The sequence below is a fragment of the Aquimarina sp. AU474 genome (assembly GCF_900312815.1).
Taxonomy (GTDB): domain Bacteria; phylum Bacteroidota; class Bacteroidia; order Flavobacteriales; family Flavobacteriaceae; genus Aquimarina.
In genome coordinates, this window is record NZ_OMPE01000008.1 from 306,179 (window position 1) to 322,207 (window position 16,029).

A 16,029-nucleotide genomic window follows, 5' to 3' on the forward strand; every position below is an offset into this window, starting at 1 on the left:
AACAAACCCCAAAAGTTTTAAACTTTTGGGGTTTGTTTTTATTATTATATGCTTTCTATAAATGAATTACTTCATCATAGGCGTCAGCAACAGCTTCCATAACCGCTTCACTCATTGTTGGGTGAGGGTGAATTGTTTTTAATACTTCGTGACCAGTAGTTTCAAGTTTTCTTCCTAACACTGCTTCGGCGATCATATCTGTAACTCCAGCTCCTATCATATGGCAACCTAACCATTCTCCATACTTAGCATCAAAAATTACTTTTACGAAACCATCTTTTGTTCCTGCCGCACTAGCTTTACCAGATGCAGAAAAAGGAAACTTACCAATTTTTAATTCATAACCAGCTTCTTTTGCTTGCTTTTCAGTCATACCTACACTTGCGATCTCTGGAGAAGCATAAGTACATCCTGGGATATTTCCATAATCAATGGCTTCTACATGCATTCCGGCTATTTTTTCTACACAAGTAATTCCTTCTGCAGAGGCAACATGTGCTAGCGCAGGTCCCGCTACAACATCACCTATAGCATATATTCCGGGAATATTAGTTTGATACCAATCGTTAACAACAATTTTATCTCTATCCGTAGCAATACCAAGCTCTTCTAAACCAATGTTTTCAATATTTGTTTTAATTCCTACGGCAGATAAAACGATATCTGCTTCAAGAATTTCTTCTCCTTTTTTGGTTTTTACGGTTGCTTTTACACCATCTCCACTAGTATCTACACTTTCTACAGAAGAGTTGGTCATTACTTTAATCCCCGCTTTCTTAAAATTACGTGCAAATTGCTTGGATACTTCTTCATCTTCTAATGGAACCAAATTTGGTAAAAACTCGACAATAGTTACTTCGGTACCCATGGCATTATAGAAATGTGCGAATTCTACTCCGATTGCTCCAGAACCAACCACGATCATTTTTTTGGGTTGCGATGGTAATGTCATTGCATCTCTATATCCAATTACTTTTTTACCATCTTGAGGCAAATTAGGTAGTTCTCTAGATCGAGCACCAGTGGCAATAACAATATGTTTTGCCTCATAATCTGTAGCTTTACCATCGGCATCAGTAACGGTAATTTGATTACTTGCTTTTAATTTACCAAAGCCTTCTATAACATCAATTTTATTCTTTTTCATTAGGAACTGAACTCCCTTGCTCATCCCATCAGCAACACCACGACTACGTTTTACAACAGCATCAAAATCTTTATCAAACTTTTCTATAGTTAGTCCGTAATCAGAAGCATGTTTTAAGTATTCGAATACTTGAGCACTTTTTAAAAGTGCTTTGGTAGGAATACATCCCCAATTTAAACATACACCTCCAAGGCTTTCTTTTTCGATTATAGCAGCTTTAAAACCGAGCTGAGCAGCTCTAATTGCGGTTACATAACCTCCAGGGCCACTTCCTAAAACGATGATATCATATGTGTTCATAAATGTCGATTTTTTGAAGTCACGAATTTAAGGATAATTCGGCTAATCGAAAAGGGAATTGACCATTCCGTGTGAATAAGGTTTCGGAAACTAAACTGAATAAAAAAACACTATCGTAATGATAGTGTTAATTTTTTGATTTATAAGTTTAAATTTTTTCAAAATTCCCTATAAAAAGGAATAATTTTTATTAAAACTCTAATTTTAAGGCTTTTTGTACGGCATTAAAATCTTTTAAATTGATATCTGTGCTTTGAGCAAAAGCAGATGGTACAATCACGATTCTAAATGCTTGATTATCTGTAATATCTGCTGCTAATGCGGTTAAATCATCACTTTCTAAAAATATTTCTACACTTGCAATGTTTTGTTGTGCATTAAAAATGAAATTGAATTGAAATTGCGCAAATCCCCCACCATTAAAGAAAAATGTTCTTGGTAATGGCTCCCATACATCTACTTGTGCTGTAGAGTTAGTAGGATCTAATACATATACTAGCGCTACATCAGAATCAAATACATTTATATTATCAGGAACCACAGCCTCTACAAGAAAATTGTTCGCTGTATTAAATGTTCCTGTTATTTCAAAAGTACTACCAATAGTATCAAAATCAGTGTCATCATCGCTTGAACAAGATGAAAATATAAATGTAGCTAAACAAAGTAAGGTGAAAATTTTTTTCATGAATTCTAATTATTTATTTGTTGTAAATTATTTTTTATCAAAGTTTATACTTACTGAATTAACACAATACCGCTGTCCGGTTTGAGTAGGGCCATCGTTAAAAATATGACCTAAATGACTTCCGCAATTTGTGCATAATATTTCGGTTCTTATCATACCATGACTAGTATCCTTAATATACTCTACACTACCTTCAATCGATTCATCAAAACTTGGCCATCCACAACCCGAATCAAATTTTGAACTACTATTAAATAGAGGGTTCTTGCAGGCCATGCATGTATAAGTACCATCGTCAAAATGCATATTATACTCTCCCATAAATGCTCTTTCTGTCCCTTTTTCTCTTAGTACTTTATATTCTTCTTCACTAAGCTGAGCTTTCCACTCAGCTTCGGATTTTTTTATCTGATACTTACTCATTTGTCTGTTTTTTTGGATTCAAAAACTAAAGCATCTCCATTTATACAATGTCTCCATCCGGTTGTATCTCTAGGACCATCGTTAAATGCATGTCCAAGGTGTCCTCCACAAGTTCCGCATAATAATTCTACACGAGCATATCCTATTTTATAGTCAACATCTTGATCTACATTTCCTTTCACAGCACGATCAAAACTTGGCCACCCCGTACCACTATCGAATTTGTGTTTACTTTCATATAAAGGCGTGTTACATGCTGCACAGTAAAAAGTTCCTGATGCATATGTTTTATTTAAAGGGCTAGAATAAGGGCTTTCGGTCCCTGCTTGTCTAAGAATATAATACTGCTCTGGAGTTAAAATCTCTTTCCATTCTGCATTTGTTTTGGAGACAGCATAGGTCTTCTTCTCCTTTTCTACTTTTTTTTGAGCGGTTCCAGTACAACTAATTACTACAGCAACTAAACATAATAAAATTGAACGTGTCATGTTTTTTTGATTAAAATTAATTAAAGTTTTAGTAATAGTCGTATAAATCATCTTTGAATAACGTATCAACAACTATTCCAAAATGAATTCGATAATTTTAGAGATTACAACTTTATCTCCCAAAATTTTTCGATGCCCTAACTTTTCTGTAATTAATAACGTTCCGTTCTCTAGTTCGTCCATGATTTCATGAGCAGCACTGTAATGCACATCAACATCGTTTTTATCATGTATCACCAAGGTTGGTGTTTTTACTCCCTTTGCAGATTCAGCACCAGAATAGTTGTTAAGATCTTCACCATATCTTTTATCAAAATATGATTTTAATAGTCTACCAACTTTTTGATCTAATTGAAGGTTTTTGACAAAATTTTGAGTAACTGCCGTAATACTATTTGCGGTACCTATAATGACTAGTTTATTTATGTTTAAACCATACTTTGTAGTTCTTAATAAAGACATACCCCCTAAAGAATGGCCAATTGCAGCATCAAAAGGTCCATGGGATTGTTCTAGATGGTGAATAGTTTCTATAAAATGAGGTAATATAGTTCTTTTACCTGGAGATTTACCATGAGCAGGAGCATCAAAACTAATAGTGCTATACCCATTTTTTAGTAATTGATCTGCAATTTTTGAAAGTTGAGTGCCACTACCAGACCAGCCATGAGTCAAAAGAATTTTTTTATCAGATTGGCCATAAGTATACACCATAATTTCACGATTAATTTTTGTAACCCTAACCAGTTCTTTAGCGCTTTTATCATACATCTCTTTCTCACGGTTAGGCATTTCATAACTATAAGGAGTAAGAAACATTCTAGCTGCAAACCTAGAGGCTAGAAAAGGAGAAATCCAGTTTAATATTTTTCCAGTATATAATATAGATTTAGGAAGTAATAGTGCTTGGACAGGAATTGAATCTTTTTCCACTTTGTAAAATAATTGGTTGATTTGAGGCTTCAAAATTAATGTAATAGACACTTTTGAATCAAAGAATTAGGAATAATTAACATTTAAAAAAAAGAGAGTTAAGAAATATATTTAGAGAATTGTTTCGTATAACTTGATAAAGTGCTTAATTTTGTAGCTTATTTTTAATCAGCATTTCATGGGATTATCTCAAACAGAGATAGAAAAAAAGGAACAAAAAGTTCTATATGATTATCAAAAACGGGATATTGATAAAATATTCAGCCGTCTAGAAGAGTTTCCAGAAAACTTTAATCTTTTATATCAACTTCCTACGGGAGGAGGGAAAACGGTAATTTTTTCAGAGATCGTTAGACGGTATATAGAAACTACAAAAAAGAAAGTAGTGGTTTTGACACACCGTATTGAACTTTGTGGGCAAACATCCAAAATGTTAACCGAGTTTCAGGTTAAGAATAAAATCATTAATAGTGCTGTAAAGCAACTTTATGATCAAGGTGAGTATATGTGTTTTGTGGCAATGGTAGAAACACTTAATAACCGCCTTAACGACGATCAATTAGAATTGGACAATATTGGGATGGTCATTATAGATGAAGCTCATTATAATTCTTTCAGAAAACTATTTAGGTTTTTTAAGAACTGTTTTATTCTTGGAGTAACTGCTACTCCTTTAAGTTCTAATATGAAACTCCCGATGAAGGATAACTACAATGAGTTGATAGTGGGTGACACTATTGATTCATTAATTAATCATGGGTTTTTATCCAAACCAGTTACGTATACGTATGATGTAGGGCTCGGATCTCTAAAAATAGGAATGAATGGTGATTATACAGTTAAATCATCAGAAGAGTTATACACGAATATGCAAATGCAGGATAAGCTCCTTATTGCATATGAAGAACGATGCAAGGGTAAAAAAACTTTGATTTTTAATAACGGTATTAACACATCTGTTTATGTATACGATACTTTTAAAAAAGCAGGGTATCCTATTAGACACTTGGATAACACCAATAGTAGACAAGAAAGAGAAGATATTTTGGCTTGGTTCAAGGAAACCGAGGATGCTATATTAACTTCGGTTAGTATTTTAACTACGGGATTTGATGAACCTACCGTAGAAAGTATTATTTTAAATCGAGCAACAAAATCACTAACTCTTTATTTTCAGATGATAGGTAGGGGGTCTAGGATATTACCTACTAAACCTGAATTTTCTATTATTGATTTGGGTAATAATACAGCTCGATTTGGATTATGGAACTCTGATGTGGATTGGCAATCCATTTTTAGGTCACCGGATTTCTATTATGATAACCTTGTTGGAGATGAAGAAATCGAAAGGAATTTTAGATATGTTATGCCGGACGATATTAAAAAAGAGTTTGCAAAATCTACTGATTTCGATTTTGATGTTGAAGAAGAATATGCAAAAACTAAACGATATAGTCTTAGAAGTTTAACGGTTCTAGAAAAATCAATAGATCAGCACGCAAAAATATGTGCAGAAAATAGTGAAGACGTATTTGATGCGCGTATTCTTAGTAGACTACTAGATAATGATATTGAGTATAGAGTACGTAGATATTCGTACTGTATTAGTAAGAGTACCAAAAACTATAGGGATTGGTTAGAAGAAGATTATAAACGAAAGTTAAGATCCAAAATTAATCAATTGTTTATGGACGAATAATTTTTGATTACCTTATTACGATTAGTTTTCCATTTTTTGTACCACAACATATTTAGTGCTTTTGGAATAAATTCATTTTTACGAACATAAAGCACTCATAATTTATGAGTGCTGCGCGGATTCATGATTTAATACCATTGTAACTGCACTTTTTGCATGAATTTTTGTAGTATCAAATACTGGTATATCAACATCGGTAGGTTTTATCAATAGCGGTATTTCTGTACATCCCAAAATAACACCTTGGGCACCTTGTTGTTCTAATTTTTTTATGATTTTTTTGTAAGATTCCCTAGAAGTATCTCTAATATTACCAAGTACGAGCTCTTTATAAATAATATCATGAACAATTTCTCTATCTGCTATGTTTGGTATAATAATATCAATGTCATAATCTTCTTTAAGGATGTTTTTATAGAAATCTTTTTCCATGGTAAATTTAGTCCCTAAAAGAGCTATCTTTTTAAGCCCAGTAGATTTAATTTCTTGACCTGTGGCAGTTGCAATGTGAATAAATGGAATAGAAATGTTCTTAATTATTTGAGAGCTACATAAATGCATAGTATTCGTGCATAATACGATTAAATCTGCACCAGCATTTTCTAATTGTTTTGCAGATTGTATCATTAATTGATTTAGACCATCCCAATCGTTTTGACGTTGTAAACGTTCAATTTCGGCAAAGTCAACAGAATTTAAAATGCATTTGGAAGAATGAAGTCCTCCTAGTAATTCTTTTGTGTGTTTATTGATCAATTCATAGTACATGGTAGATGATTCCCAGCTCATCCCACCAATTAATCCAATTGTTTTCATTTTAATTTTGTTTTGGTTGTGTGATATGTATTAAACTATATTTCGATTTCGCCTTTTAAATAAGGGACAGCATGACCGCTCAAAAACACACGATCTTTATCTAACCTACAATCCAGTTCACCACGACGCGTTGATAATTGTAATGCCTTTAGGTTTGTTTTGTTTAATTTTTGAGACCAATATGGTACTAGAGAAGTGTGAGCCGATCCCGTTACTGGGTCTTCGGGGAGAGTGGGAGCATTTGCATCAAAAACTCGAGATACAAAATCAGAATTTTCACCCTCGGCCGTAATAATAATACATAAGTATGGTAGCTCTTTAAGCATTTCGAGTTTAGGATTTATGGCTAGTACTTCTTCTTCAGAAGATACTGTAATCAACAAATCTCTGCTAGCAAATGCTTTAAGCGGCTTAGTATTTAGTGCTTCATGTATTTCTTTAGGAATTTCAATTTCTTGAGGAGGTCTAGACGGAAAATCTAATGTAATAGCTCCATCACTTTCTTTTGTAGCTTTCAACAGACCACTTTTTGATGAAAATGTAACTTCATTAATATCCGAATTGAGATAATTAAAAATCACATAGGCAGAAGCTAAAGTAGCATGACCGCATAAATCGATTTCTGCATGAGGCATAAACCATCGTATCTCATATATATCGTCTTTTTTCACAAAATAAGCCGTTTCGGCTAGGTTATTTTCTTTGGCTATGTTTTGCATTAGCGAATCATCGAGCCAATAGGGTAGATGGCATATAGCTGCGGGATTCCCGCCAAATAATGTTTTGGTAAAAGCATCTATTTGATACATTGGAATTTTCATATTCAATATTTTTTTAAGATTTGACCTGTGTTCGTTGTTTGTAATCCTTGTTTATAGGTATTAATAGTTTCTTCTATAGTAATGGGAAGATGATTAGCAAATTTTTTGTCTTTAGGGAAATCCCCAGATATAGCTCCGGGCGCTACTACATTAAGACGAATTCCTCTACCGATTTCATTAGAAGCCGCATTGACAAAACTATGGATTGCACCGTTAATAAGGGATAATGCAACTGCATTGGGTTCATAATGTTCTGCAAGAATACCTGTGGTGAGTAATATGACTCCATTGTCATTTATATAATCTTTGGCGATATGTACAAGGTTAACCTGCCCCATAAGTTTACTGCGAATGCCAACATAATAATCTTCCTCAGATAATTCTATTAATGGTTTCCATACTGCGGTACCTGCGGCATTAATGACAATGTCGAGTTTTGGAAGTTTTTCGAATAAATTCGCAATAGATGTCGAGTTGGTAATATCTACAGGATAATGTTTACTATTTCGATGGGCAGCGTATACCTCTGCATATTCTTCTTTAAAGCTGTTGTAGAGCGCTTTACCTATAGTTCCTGTTGCCCCAATTATTAATATCTTCATAATTATATATTTAATTTTATAAATATGTATTGTTAAATTTTTTTATATTGTATTTAAGGTATTAAGATACTCTTGTATCACCTCTTCATTTCTTTTAAAATAGGTCCATTTGCCATGTCTTGTAGTGCTCAATAAGCCAGCTTTGTGCATTCCAGATAGATAATGAGAAATCGTAGGTTGAGACAGTCCGGACTTATCCTTAATATGTTGTCCACATACACCATCATTAAAATGACCAAGACTTTCATGTGGCGGAAAGTTAGATTCTGGATCTTTTAACCATTTCAAAATATCTAGGCGAGTAGCATTAGATAAGGCTTTATTAATTTCAAGAATTTTTTTATCTGTCATAAAACAAATATACATATTTAATTTTATAAATATGTTATTGAATAATATTTTTTTTGATTTGATGTAACAAAATTGCAATATGCTCGTCTAGTAAATAAAGGCTATAGAAAATTTGTAATCACCTGAATACAAACTTAGTTTTAACGATACACATAAGGGCGCCTATCTTGATACTTCTTGAGATAGGTGCTTTTTTTATTTGTAACATTTCTTATTCTTTGGAGTATTATAAAAGATTATAAGTGATAACTTATGAAATTTAAAAAACAGATAAATCGTACAAGAAATCATAGAAAATATGCTTATCCTTGTTTACAATGAAAATCACACCCTTTATAGAAACTAAAAGATTAGCTATTAAACTTAGGCCTGCTGCCGAAAAGATGGTTAAGCAAGGGCATCCATGGATCTTTGAAAATAGCATCTTCAAACAAAATGAAGATGGAAAAGCAGGGGATCTTGCCATTATATATGACAATAAAAAAAATAACTTTTTGGCCTGTGGATTGTATGATCCACATTCGCCAATCCGGGTTAAATTAATCCAATATAAAAAACCATCTCAGATTGATGAAGAGTGGTTCATAAATCGAAGTATAGAAGCCTTTAAAATTAGACAACCTCTTTTAGAAACAGATACTAATAGTTATCGGTTGTTTTTTGGTGAAAATGATCATTTACCTGGTTTTATAGCAGATGTATATAATAACGTATTGGTTATAAAGTTGTATTCGCATATTTGGTTTCCGTATTTAAATTGGATAATTCCTAGTTTGATTGAAATTACTGATTGTACCGCTGTTGTATTACGTTTAAGTAGATCATTACAATCCAAAGGAGAAACCTTTGGTTTGCGGGATGGGCAAGTAATTTATGGTGATCTGAAAAATGAAGTTGTCATTTTTAAGGAGCACGGAGTATTGTTTTCAGCTAATGTAATTAAAGGCCATAAAACAGGATATTTTTTAGATCATCGTCATAATCGAAAACGAGTAGGGGAGTTGTCCTATAATAAAACAGTTTTAGATGTGTTTTCTTATGCTGGAGGATTTTCGGTCCATGCTTTGCAGGGAGGCGCTCAAAATGTTACCAGTTTAGATATTAGTAAGCAAGCTATAGAAATGGCTAAAGAAAATGCATTACTGAATTCTCATAAAGGAGCACATGAAGTTATTGTTGCAGATGCTTTTGATGGATTACAGGATTTAATTAATCAAAAACAAAAATATGATGTCGTAGTTATAGATCCTCCTTCTTTTGCTAAGAGGGAAAACGAAATTTCGCGGGCTAAGAAAAGTTATGCTAAACTGGCCAAACTAGGAGCTCAACTGGTAAATTCTAAAGGAATTCTTGTGTTAGCTTCATGTTCTTCAAGAATTGTTGCAGATGATTTTTTTGAGATATCAGAGGAGCATATACTTGCAGCAGGAAGAAGTTTTGAAATACAGGATAAAACGTATCATGATATCGATCATCCTATCAATTTTACTGAAGGTGCATATCTGAAATGCGGATACTATATATTAGATTAAGAACATTCAGAAATTACTATTTAGTAAAAACTGAATGTTCATAGCTTTCAAACAAATATTGTATTCTAATGCCTTCCAAAGACATGCACTTTTGCTTTTTTTCTCGATAAATTTTTAGTGTCATAAAAGAAAGTTATATCTCTAATAACTCTTTTATTTCCTTGTAAATCTATTAATCTAGTAGTGCTGCCTTTTGTGAAATTATATTTTAAGGAAATAATATCTTTTTTTCCGTTACCATATTGTACGATCATTTTGTGCATGTTTATAGCACCACCCGTAACTTTGATTTTAAGTTTTCTAAAACCACCTTCTTTTGCAGTAACTTTAATTACATCCCTATCAATTTTATAGTTCACAGTTCTAGATCCAAGATGTTCCCATCTTAAAGTTTTTGATGTAAAACTATTTCCAACAAACAGTATGATTAGTAATAAAGGTATTGCAAGGGTTCTCTGGATTGTATTTTTCATAGTCTTTAAGAATTTTATTTGAATACTGTTTTGACTATACTTTTTAGAAAAGGTTTAATATGTGCGATGTTTTTTTAAAAAATATTATTCAAATCTTGTAAACAAAAAACAAAAAAAGGGAAGAATCAGAATGACTCTTCCCTTTTTTAATAAGAGTGGTAAACGTCTTATTAGTTAGCAGATAATAATGCGAAAAATTTATCCATATTTGGTAACAGTACAATTCGTGTACGTCTGTTAATGGCCATATTTTCGTTAGTGTCATTTTCAACCAATGGTTTATAACTACTTCTTCCTGATGCTATTAATTTTCCAGGATCAACACTATAGCTTTTTTGTAGTTTTCTTACGATAGAAGTTGCTCTTTTTACGCTTAGATCCCAATTGTCTTCAAGCACTGTGGTGCTAATTGTTCTAGGATCTGTATGGCCTTCTACCATAACTTCTAAGCTTGGTTCAGAATTAATTACATCAGCTAATTTTTTAAGAATATCATCAGCCTTGTTGCTTACTCTATAACTTCCACTGTTAAATAACATTTTATCAGAAATAGAAATCATAACGACAGTGTTGTCAATATCTATAGAAATATCTTCATCTTCTTTTAAGTTATCAGATAAAGAACTTTTTAGGTTGTAAGAAACTGCCAAATTCATAGAATCTTTAAGCGAAGTGGCTCCAGCAAGTTTTTCAGAATCAACTTTACTTAGTGTTGATTTCATTTTTTCTTTAGTAGTATTAGATATCATGGCTACGTCATCTACCATTACCATTTTTTCATCGCTAGATTCTTTTAAAGAATTAATTTTTGAATTATAATCTGCTACACGAGCTTCTATCTTAGCAAACTTTTCTTCTAATTCTTCCTTTTCGACAGCAGTTTTTTGCAAAGTACTACGAGTATCTTGTAGATCTTGCTCTAAGGCCACGTATTTTTTCTTTGATACACAAGAAGTCAGAGTTAATACTCCAGACAATACGATTAGTGTGAATGATTTTTTCATGGTTATTTAATTTTATTTTATGCTATTTTAACTATCTCTTATTTTATTTATTGCTTCCACGATTACTAATTTTTTCATATCAATTTCTTAAAAAGTGTTAATAAATTTCACTTACAATGTTATCCCATAATCCGATTACGGAGAGCTCTCATACGAAGGCTATCTTAATGTCTTGATTTTCATAGTTGTATAAAAATCAGATATTGAAGAAGTTAATTTTTTGAAGATAAATTTTAGGTTTAATGCAACAACGTATTATTTTTACTGTTATATTGTACGACGAAGATACCTTGCCCATATCTACAAGTAAAATTTAAAAGAATAGTATTAAAATTGATGTTTTTCACCAAAAGAAGGCACGTATCTTATAGTGTATTTTTATTTTCCTTTTTCTTGATGTTCACTCAAGAAATGATTAGCCAACAAAACAATGTTAGTGTTGATTACAAGACTCTTATCGTAAAAAGTAAAATCTTGTATCTACCAATTCTTCCTGAAAATAAAAAATCAATTCTAGATAATATTGACCCTCTTAATATAGCTGAAAAAGAGCAGGTAATAGATAATTTTGCAGTAAAATGGGATACCGTTAGGTTTAATCCTTTTCATGGAGAGAATATTGAATTCCCTTTAGAACTGGCTTTTGATAGTAAAGAATTTGCATCTCCTGTGGATCGCAAAATGGTAGTAACTTCGCGTTATGGTTGGAGAAGAGGGCGACCGCATCAGGGTATAGATATAGACTTAGTAGTTGGCGATAGCGTTAGAACTATCTTGGATGGTAAGGTACGTTATGTAAGATATCATGGAGGGCATGGTAAGACTGTTGTGGTTAGACATAAGAATGGTTTGGAAACCGTTTATGCACACTTGTCAGAATATTTGGTAAAAGAAAATCAAGAAGTAAAAAAAGGAGAAGCAATAGGAAAAGGTGGTATTACCGGTAACTCTAGAGGTAGCCATTTGCATCTTGAAGTTAGATATCATGGTAAATCAATAAACCCTGAGTATTTATTTGAGTTTTCTAATGATAATACCAAGGTAAGATCAAATAAATTATTCGTTACCAGAAAATGGATAACTCCAAGATATCATAGATCAACTCGAAAAAGTCAAATTGTTATATGTACGACTTTGGATGATATTGCGAAAATTAAAGAAAATCAAAAAAAGATCTATACCGTTAGAAAAGGAGATACATTGTATGGTATTGCCAATAAATATGGGTTAGGAGTATCCGAAATCTGCAAAATAAATGCTATACGCCATAACTCAGTTTTAAAAATAGGACAGCAAATAATTGTAAATTAATTTAACTGCCCTTTAAACTCATATCATTTAGGTACATTATCTTTTATATGTTTATTGATCATTTCTAATAAATGACTTCTATTATATGGTTTTAAAATATAATCATTAAGACCTGCCTGTATAATTTGTCGGTTCAGTTGCGTTATATCAACTGCTGTTAAAGCAATAATAGGCGTTTTTGGATCAAACTCACGAATCCTTTTTGTAGTACCAATACCATTAAGTTTTGGCATATTAATATCCATTAATATAACATCATATTGATTTTCTTTTGCAAGTTCGATAGCATCAAAACCATTATCAATAGTAGTGCAATTAAAATTTTCTTTGGATAACATTTTTTCGGCTACCAGTAAATTTAGTTTGTTATCATCTACGACCAATGCTTTTAACTGTTCTTTACTCGTAGTGTTTAGTGTAGTAATATGAGGTACGTTTTTATCTTTTTTAGATTTTTGGCTTGGTAATATTTTAAAATCAACCACCAATGCATATTCTGAACCTGTCTTCGAATTATTTTCTATGATAATTTCTCCCCCTAATACGGCGGTTAATTTTTTAACAATTTTAGAATTGAGCCCTGTACCTAAGTATGATGTTTTGGCTTGATCTACATTAATGAATTCCTGATAGATTGATTTTTGATCTTCTTTAGATACTCCATAACCATTATGAGTAACCTTAAATGAAACGGTAAAATTGTCTTCCTTTTTTTTAATTAAGTTGACAGAAAAATTCACATTTCCATTTTTAGTAAACCTTAGAGCATTACTTATTAAATTCATTAATATCTGCGATAATATAGCTGGGTCTCCTACAACCATTTGATCGATTTCTGGGTCAAAATCAAATTGTAAGGTATTATCACTACTCTCTGTTGCATAACTAAAAGAATTAGTTAAATCTTGCGTAATTTGATTTAAATCAAAAATTATGTTGTGACTATTGATCTCTTCAGAATTAATATAATTAACGTGTAAAACATTATTAATCAATGTTAACAGGTAATTTCCTGAAAATTTTAAAGACTTTAATTTTTTATCTTCTTTTAGTTTTGGGTGCTCTTCGGCGATTAAATTCGTTAATCCCATGATTCCATATAAAGGAATCCTTAGTTCTTGACTAAGAAGAGAAATATAATCTTGTTGTGCTTGAAACTGTTTCTCGGATTCTTTAAGTAAAGATTCAAACTCTGTACTCTTTTTATTCAGTGTTTCTGTAATACTTCTGCATCGCATCCAAAGAAAAAGAATTATAGCCAGAAGTAATCCTCCGAGTATATAAAATATCATAGTTGTTTTTTTGTTAGTAGCAAAGTAAGATATATAAGGTTTATCTTACAAATTTGGATTGTTATTTTTTATAATTATCGATAAAAAACCTAAAGTTTTACAGGGAATTAACAGACATATATATTATAATATATATCTTTAAGCCTTGTGAGCAGTAGATTTTATGATTATGAGAAGTAAATTTTTATTAGTTTTTTTTATTGGTGTTTACGGTTTTATGAATGGACAGATAGAAAAGTCTTCTTCATTGCGCATTGATACAGGAGATTTAAAAACTGATAAATATAGACTATCCTCGGGTTTACCTAAGCCCGATGCCAAAAATAAATTTACGCTTTCAAGCACTCCTGAAGATGGTAGCGATTTTAGAAAAAAAGAACAATCATTTAGTATGAATGATAATGATGGTTTTTTTAAACCTAAAACCAAAGCTACGCCAAAATGGTTTACAAAGGATCGTGATATCAAGGATGAGTACAAAAGCGATCAATACCTTGGCGATTTTAAAAATAATGGCAAATTTGTAAATCTTGTATATCGAGATCATGAATATGTGGATGGAGATATAGTACGGATTTTCATTAATGAAGACATCATTGGTCCTAGAGTATTTCTTACAGCGAATTATAAGAGTATTAAAATTGATTTAATAAAAGGATTCAATAAAATAGATATTCAAGCTCTAAACCAAGGTGAATCTGGCCCTAATACTGCAGAGTTTCAACTTTATGATGATCAAGGAAATTTAATTACCGGAAATGAGTGGAACCTTACTACAGGTGTAAAGGCTACCTTAATTGTGGTAAAAGAATAGTATTTTCTTTTCGTAATCTTCTACACAATACATATAACCGCTATTCGGTAACATTTCTATACCACTTCTTTTTATTCTATATATAGAAAAAGTTATTCATAATATTTTTTTTACATTTTCTGTGATTTTTTTAATCTAACGTATACTAATTATAAAAAACGTGAACTATATGGGTAAAGAGTATGAGTTTACTCAAATAATTAAGGATAACGAGGGCGTCATTTTTAAGATAACTACAATTTATACAAACAATCAAGAGGATCAAAAAGATCTGTATCAGGAAATTGTTTATCAGTTATGGAAGGCTTTTGAGAGTTTTAGAGGAGATGCTAAAATTAGTACATGGATGTATCGAGTAGCATTAAATACAGCTATAACGAGAATAAAGAAAGAAAAACGAAGAGGAAACAGAATTGGAATTGATAAAGTAATCATGTTGCAAACCGAGCAATATGATACAGAGTTTGAAGAGCGATTAAAAATATTGTATTCTCATATTAAAGGACTTAACGAACTAGAAAAAGGATTAATGCTATTACTTCTCGAAGGTAAGAAATATGAAGAGATAGCAAGTATTACGGGGCTTTCGCCTAGTAATGTTGGAACAAGGATATCAAGAATAAAAGAAAAGTTAAGAACACAGATCATTAAAGAATAAGCAAATGGAATTAGAAGAAATGCAATCAATTTGGTCTGAACTAAGCGGCCAATTAGAAAAACAAAAGAAATTAACGGATAAAATGATTATTATGATGACGCAAGACAAATTTAGAAGTAAAATAAACAAAATAGCATACCCAGAAATAATAGGAACATTTGTTTGTTTTGGAGCTGCTATTTTGATAATAGTAAACTTTAATAAATTGGATAATTGGTATACTCTTCTATCGGGAATAGTGACACTATTTATTTTGATTATACTGCCTGTATTGTCTTTAACATCAATCAATAGAATGCGTAAAGTAGAAATAGCAACCAGTAATTATAAAGAAACACTTTTGAATTATGCCAAAGGGAAAAAACAATTTCAGACGGTTACAAAATGGGGATACTATCTTGGTTTTATTTTGATGTTTGCTATTATGCCAGTAACAACCAAAATACTTAATAATAAAGATTTATTTTCTGAAACAAAGAGAGTTTGGCCTTTTGCTATCGCAATACCTTTGGCTATTGTGTTTTTTATTGTTTTTTCGAAATGGGTAATGAAATTTTATAATAACAATATTAATTCTGCAGAGTCTTTGATAAAAGAATTAGAAGACACAAATGTTTAGGATTTAGAAGTAAAGACATGTTAAAAAAGGACTGTAGTAAAACAGTCCTTTTTTGGTA

Annotated in this window: 18 protein-coding genes; 6 read left to right on the forward strand and 12 right to left on the reverse strand. The window is 31.8% G+C overall.

Annotated elements, in window-relative coordinates; all coding sequences use genetic code 11:
• Positions 1-55: 55 nt before the first annotated feature.
• From lpdA to DK508_RS11175, 5 genes are all read right to left on the reverse strand, one after another.
• Positions 56-1,447 (reverse strand): dihydrolipoyl dehydrogenase, encoded by a 1,392-nt coding sequence (gene lpdA / locus DK508_RS11155; protein WP_109300843.1) that lies wholly within the window; start codon positions 1,445-1,447, stop codon positions 56-58.
• Positions 1,448-1,637: 190 nt separating this feature from the next.
• Positions 1,638-2,135: a hypothetical protein gene (locus DK508_RS11160; RefSeq protein WP_109300844.1), complete on the reverse strand. Its 498-nt coding sequence runs from the start codon at positions 2,133-2,135 to the stop codon at positions 1,638-1,640.
• A gap of 27 nt (positions 2,136-2,162) precedes the next feature.
• A complete protein-coding gene (gene msrB, locus DK508_RS11165; RefSeq protein WP_109300845.1) occupies positions 2,163-2,558 on the reverse strand; it encodes a peptide-methionine (R)-S-oxide reductase MsrB in 396 nt (131 codons plus the stop codon).
• Entirely contained in the window at positions 2,555-3,046 is a 492-nt protein-coding gene (gene msrB / locus DK508_RS11170) for a peptide-methionine (R)-S-oxide reductase MsrB (RefSeq protein WP_109301322.1), read from the reverse strand. The genes msrB (DK508_RS11165) and msrB (DK508_RS11170) overlap by 4 nt, the downstream gene beginning before the upstream one ends.
• A 72-nt stretch (positions 3,047-3,118) precedes the next feature.
• The gene (locus DK508_RS11175) at positions 3,119-3,979 is read right to left on the reverse strand and encodes an alpha/beta hydrolase (RefSeq protein ID WP_235016376.1); all 861 of its coding nucleotides are present in this window, start codon (positions 3,977-3,979) and stop codon (positions 3,119-3,121) included.
• 178 nt (positions 3,980-4,157) lie between these two features.
• Here DK508_RS11175 and DK508_RS11180 point away from each other — a divergent pair, with 178 nt between their 5' ends.
• Positions 4,158-5,678, forward strand: coding sequence for a DEAD/DEAH box helicase (locus DK508_RS11180; RefSeq protein WP_109300846.1), 1,521 nt, complete (start codon positions 4,158-4,160; stop codon positions 5,676-5,678).
• Positions 5,679-5,780: 102 nt separating this feature from the next.
• Here DK508_RS11180 and DK508_RS11185 read toward each other — a convergent pair whose 3' ends face one another.
• Genes DK508_RS11185 through DK508_RS11200 form a run of 4 tightly spaced genes read right to left on the reverse strand, consistent with a single transcriptional unit; the run spans position 5,781 to position 8,268 of the window.
• Positions 5,781-6,494 carry an aspartate/glutamate racemase family protein gene (locus DK508_RS11185; protein ID WP_109300847.1) on the reverse strand — a complete coding sequence of 238 codons (714 nt, stop codon included), beginning with the start codon at positions 6,492-6,494 and terminating at the stop codon, positions 5,781-5,783.
• A gap of 35 nt (positions 6,495-6,529) precedes the next feature.
• On the reverse strand, positions 6,530-7,315 hold the full coding sequence (locus DK508_RS11190) for a PhzF family phenazine biosynthesis protein (protein WP_200831865.1): 786 nt from the start codon (positions 7,313-7,315) through the stop codon (positions 6,530-6,532).
• Positions 7,316-7,317: 2 nt separating this feature from the next.
• On the reverse strand, positions 7,318-7,917 hold the full coding sequence (locus tag DK508_RS11195) for a short chain dehydrogenase (protein WP_109300849.1): 600 nt from the start codon (positions 7,915-7,917) through the stop codon (positions 7,318-7,320).
• A gap of 42 nt (positions 7,918-7,959) precedes the next feature.
• Positions 7,960-8,268: a helix-turn-helix transcriptional regulator gene (locus DK508_RS11200; RefSeq protein WP_109300850.1), complete on the reverse strand. Its 309-nt coding sequence runs from the start codon at positions 8,266-8,268 to the stop codon at positions 7,960-7,962.
• A gap of 317 nt (positions 8,269-8,585) precedes the next feature.
• On the opposite strand from DK508_RS11200, the gene DK508_RS11205 reads away from it, so the two are divergent.
• Positions 8,586-9,800 carry a class I SAM-dependent rRNA methyltransferase gene (locus tag DK508_RS11205; protein ID WP_109300851.1) on the forward strand — a complete coding sequence of 405 codons (1,215 nt, stop codon included), beginning with the start codon at positions 8,586-8,588 and terminating at the stop codon, positions 9,798-9,800.
• Between the two features lie 65 nt (positions 9,801-9,865).
• Here the strand turns inward: DK508_RS11205 and DK508_RS11210 are convergent, their stop codons facing one another.
• Both DK508_RS11210 and DK508_RS11215 read right to left on the reverse strand, forming a co-directional pair.
• Complete coding sequence (locus DK508_RS11210; protein ID WP_109300852.1) at positions 9,866-10,273, reverse strand: DUF2541 family protein; 408 nt, start codon at positions 10,271-10,273, stop codon at positions 9,866-9,868.
• 170 nt (positions 10,274-10,443) lie between these two features.
• Positions 10,444-11,277 carry a flagellar motor protein MotB gene (locus DK508_RS11215; RefSeq protein ID WP_109300853.1) on the reverse strand — a complete coding sequence of 278 codons (834 nt, stop codon included), beginning with the start codon at positions 11,275-11,277 and terminating at the stop codon, positions 10,444-10,446.
• Between the two features lie 411 nt (positions 11,278-11,688).
• Here DK508_RS11215 and DK508_RS11220 point away from each other — a divergent pair, with 411 nt between their 5' ends.
• Positions 11,689-12,588 (forward strand): M23 family metallopeptidase, encoded by a 900-nt coding sequence (locus DK508_RS11220; protein ID WP_235016378.1) that lies wholly within the window; start codon positions 11,689-11,691, stop codon positions 12,586-12,588.
• 23 nt (positions 12,589-12,611) lie between these two features.
• Here DK508_RS11220 and DK508_RS11225 read toward each other — a convergent pair whose 3' ends face one another.
• On the reverse strand, positions 12,612-13,880 hold the full coding sequence (locus DK508_RS11225; RefSeq protein ID WP_109300855.1) for a response regulator: 1,269 nt from the start codon (positions 13,878-13,880) through the stop codon (positions 12,612-12,614).
• A 169-nt stretch (positions 13,881-14,049) separates the two neighbouring features.
• Here DK508_RS11225 and DK508_RS11230 point away from each other — a divergent pair, with 169 nt between their 5' ends.
• From DK508_RS11230 to DK508_RS11240, 3 genes are all read left to right on the forward strand, one after another.
• Positions 14,050-14,694 carry a hypothetical protein gene (locus tag DK508_RS11230; protein WP_109300856.1) on the forward strand — a complete coding sequence of 215 codons (645 nt, stop codon included), beginning with the start codon at positions 14,050-14,052 and terminating at the stop codon, positions 14,692-14,694.
• Between the two features lie 169 nt (positions 14,695-14,863).
• On the forward strand, positions 14,864-15,352 hold the full coding sequence (locus DK508_RS11235) for an RNA polymerase sigma factor (protein WP_109300857.1): 489 nt from the start codon (positions 14,864-14,866) through the stop codon (positions 15,350-15,352).
• A gap of 4 nt (positions 15,353-15,356) precedes the next feature.
• On the forward strand, positions 15,357-15,971 hold the full coding sequence (locus DK508_RS11240) for a hypothetical protein (RefSeq protein WP_109300858.1): 615 nt from the start codon (positions 15,357-15,359) through the stop codon (positions 15,969-15,971).
• Positions 15,972-16,029 lie beyond the last annotated feature (58 nt).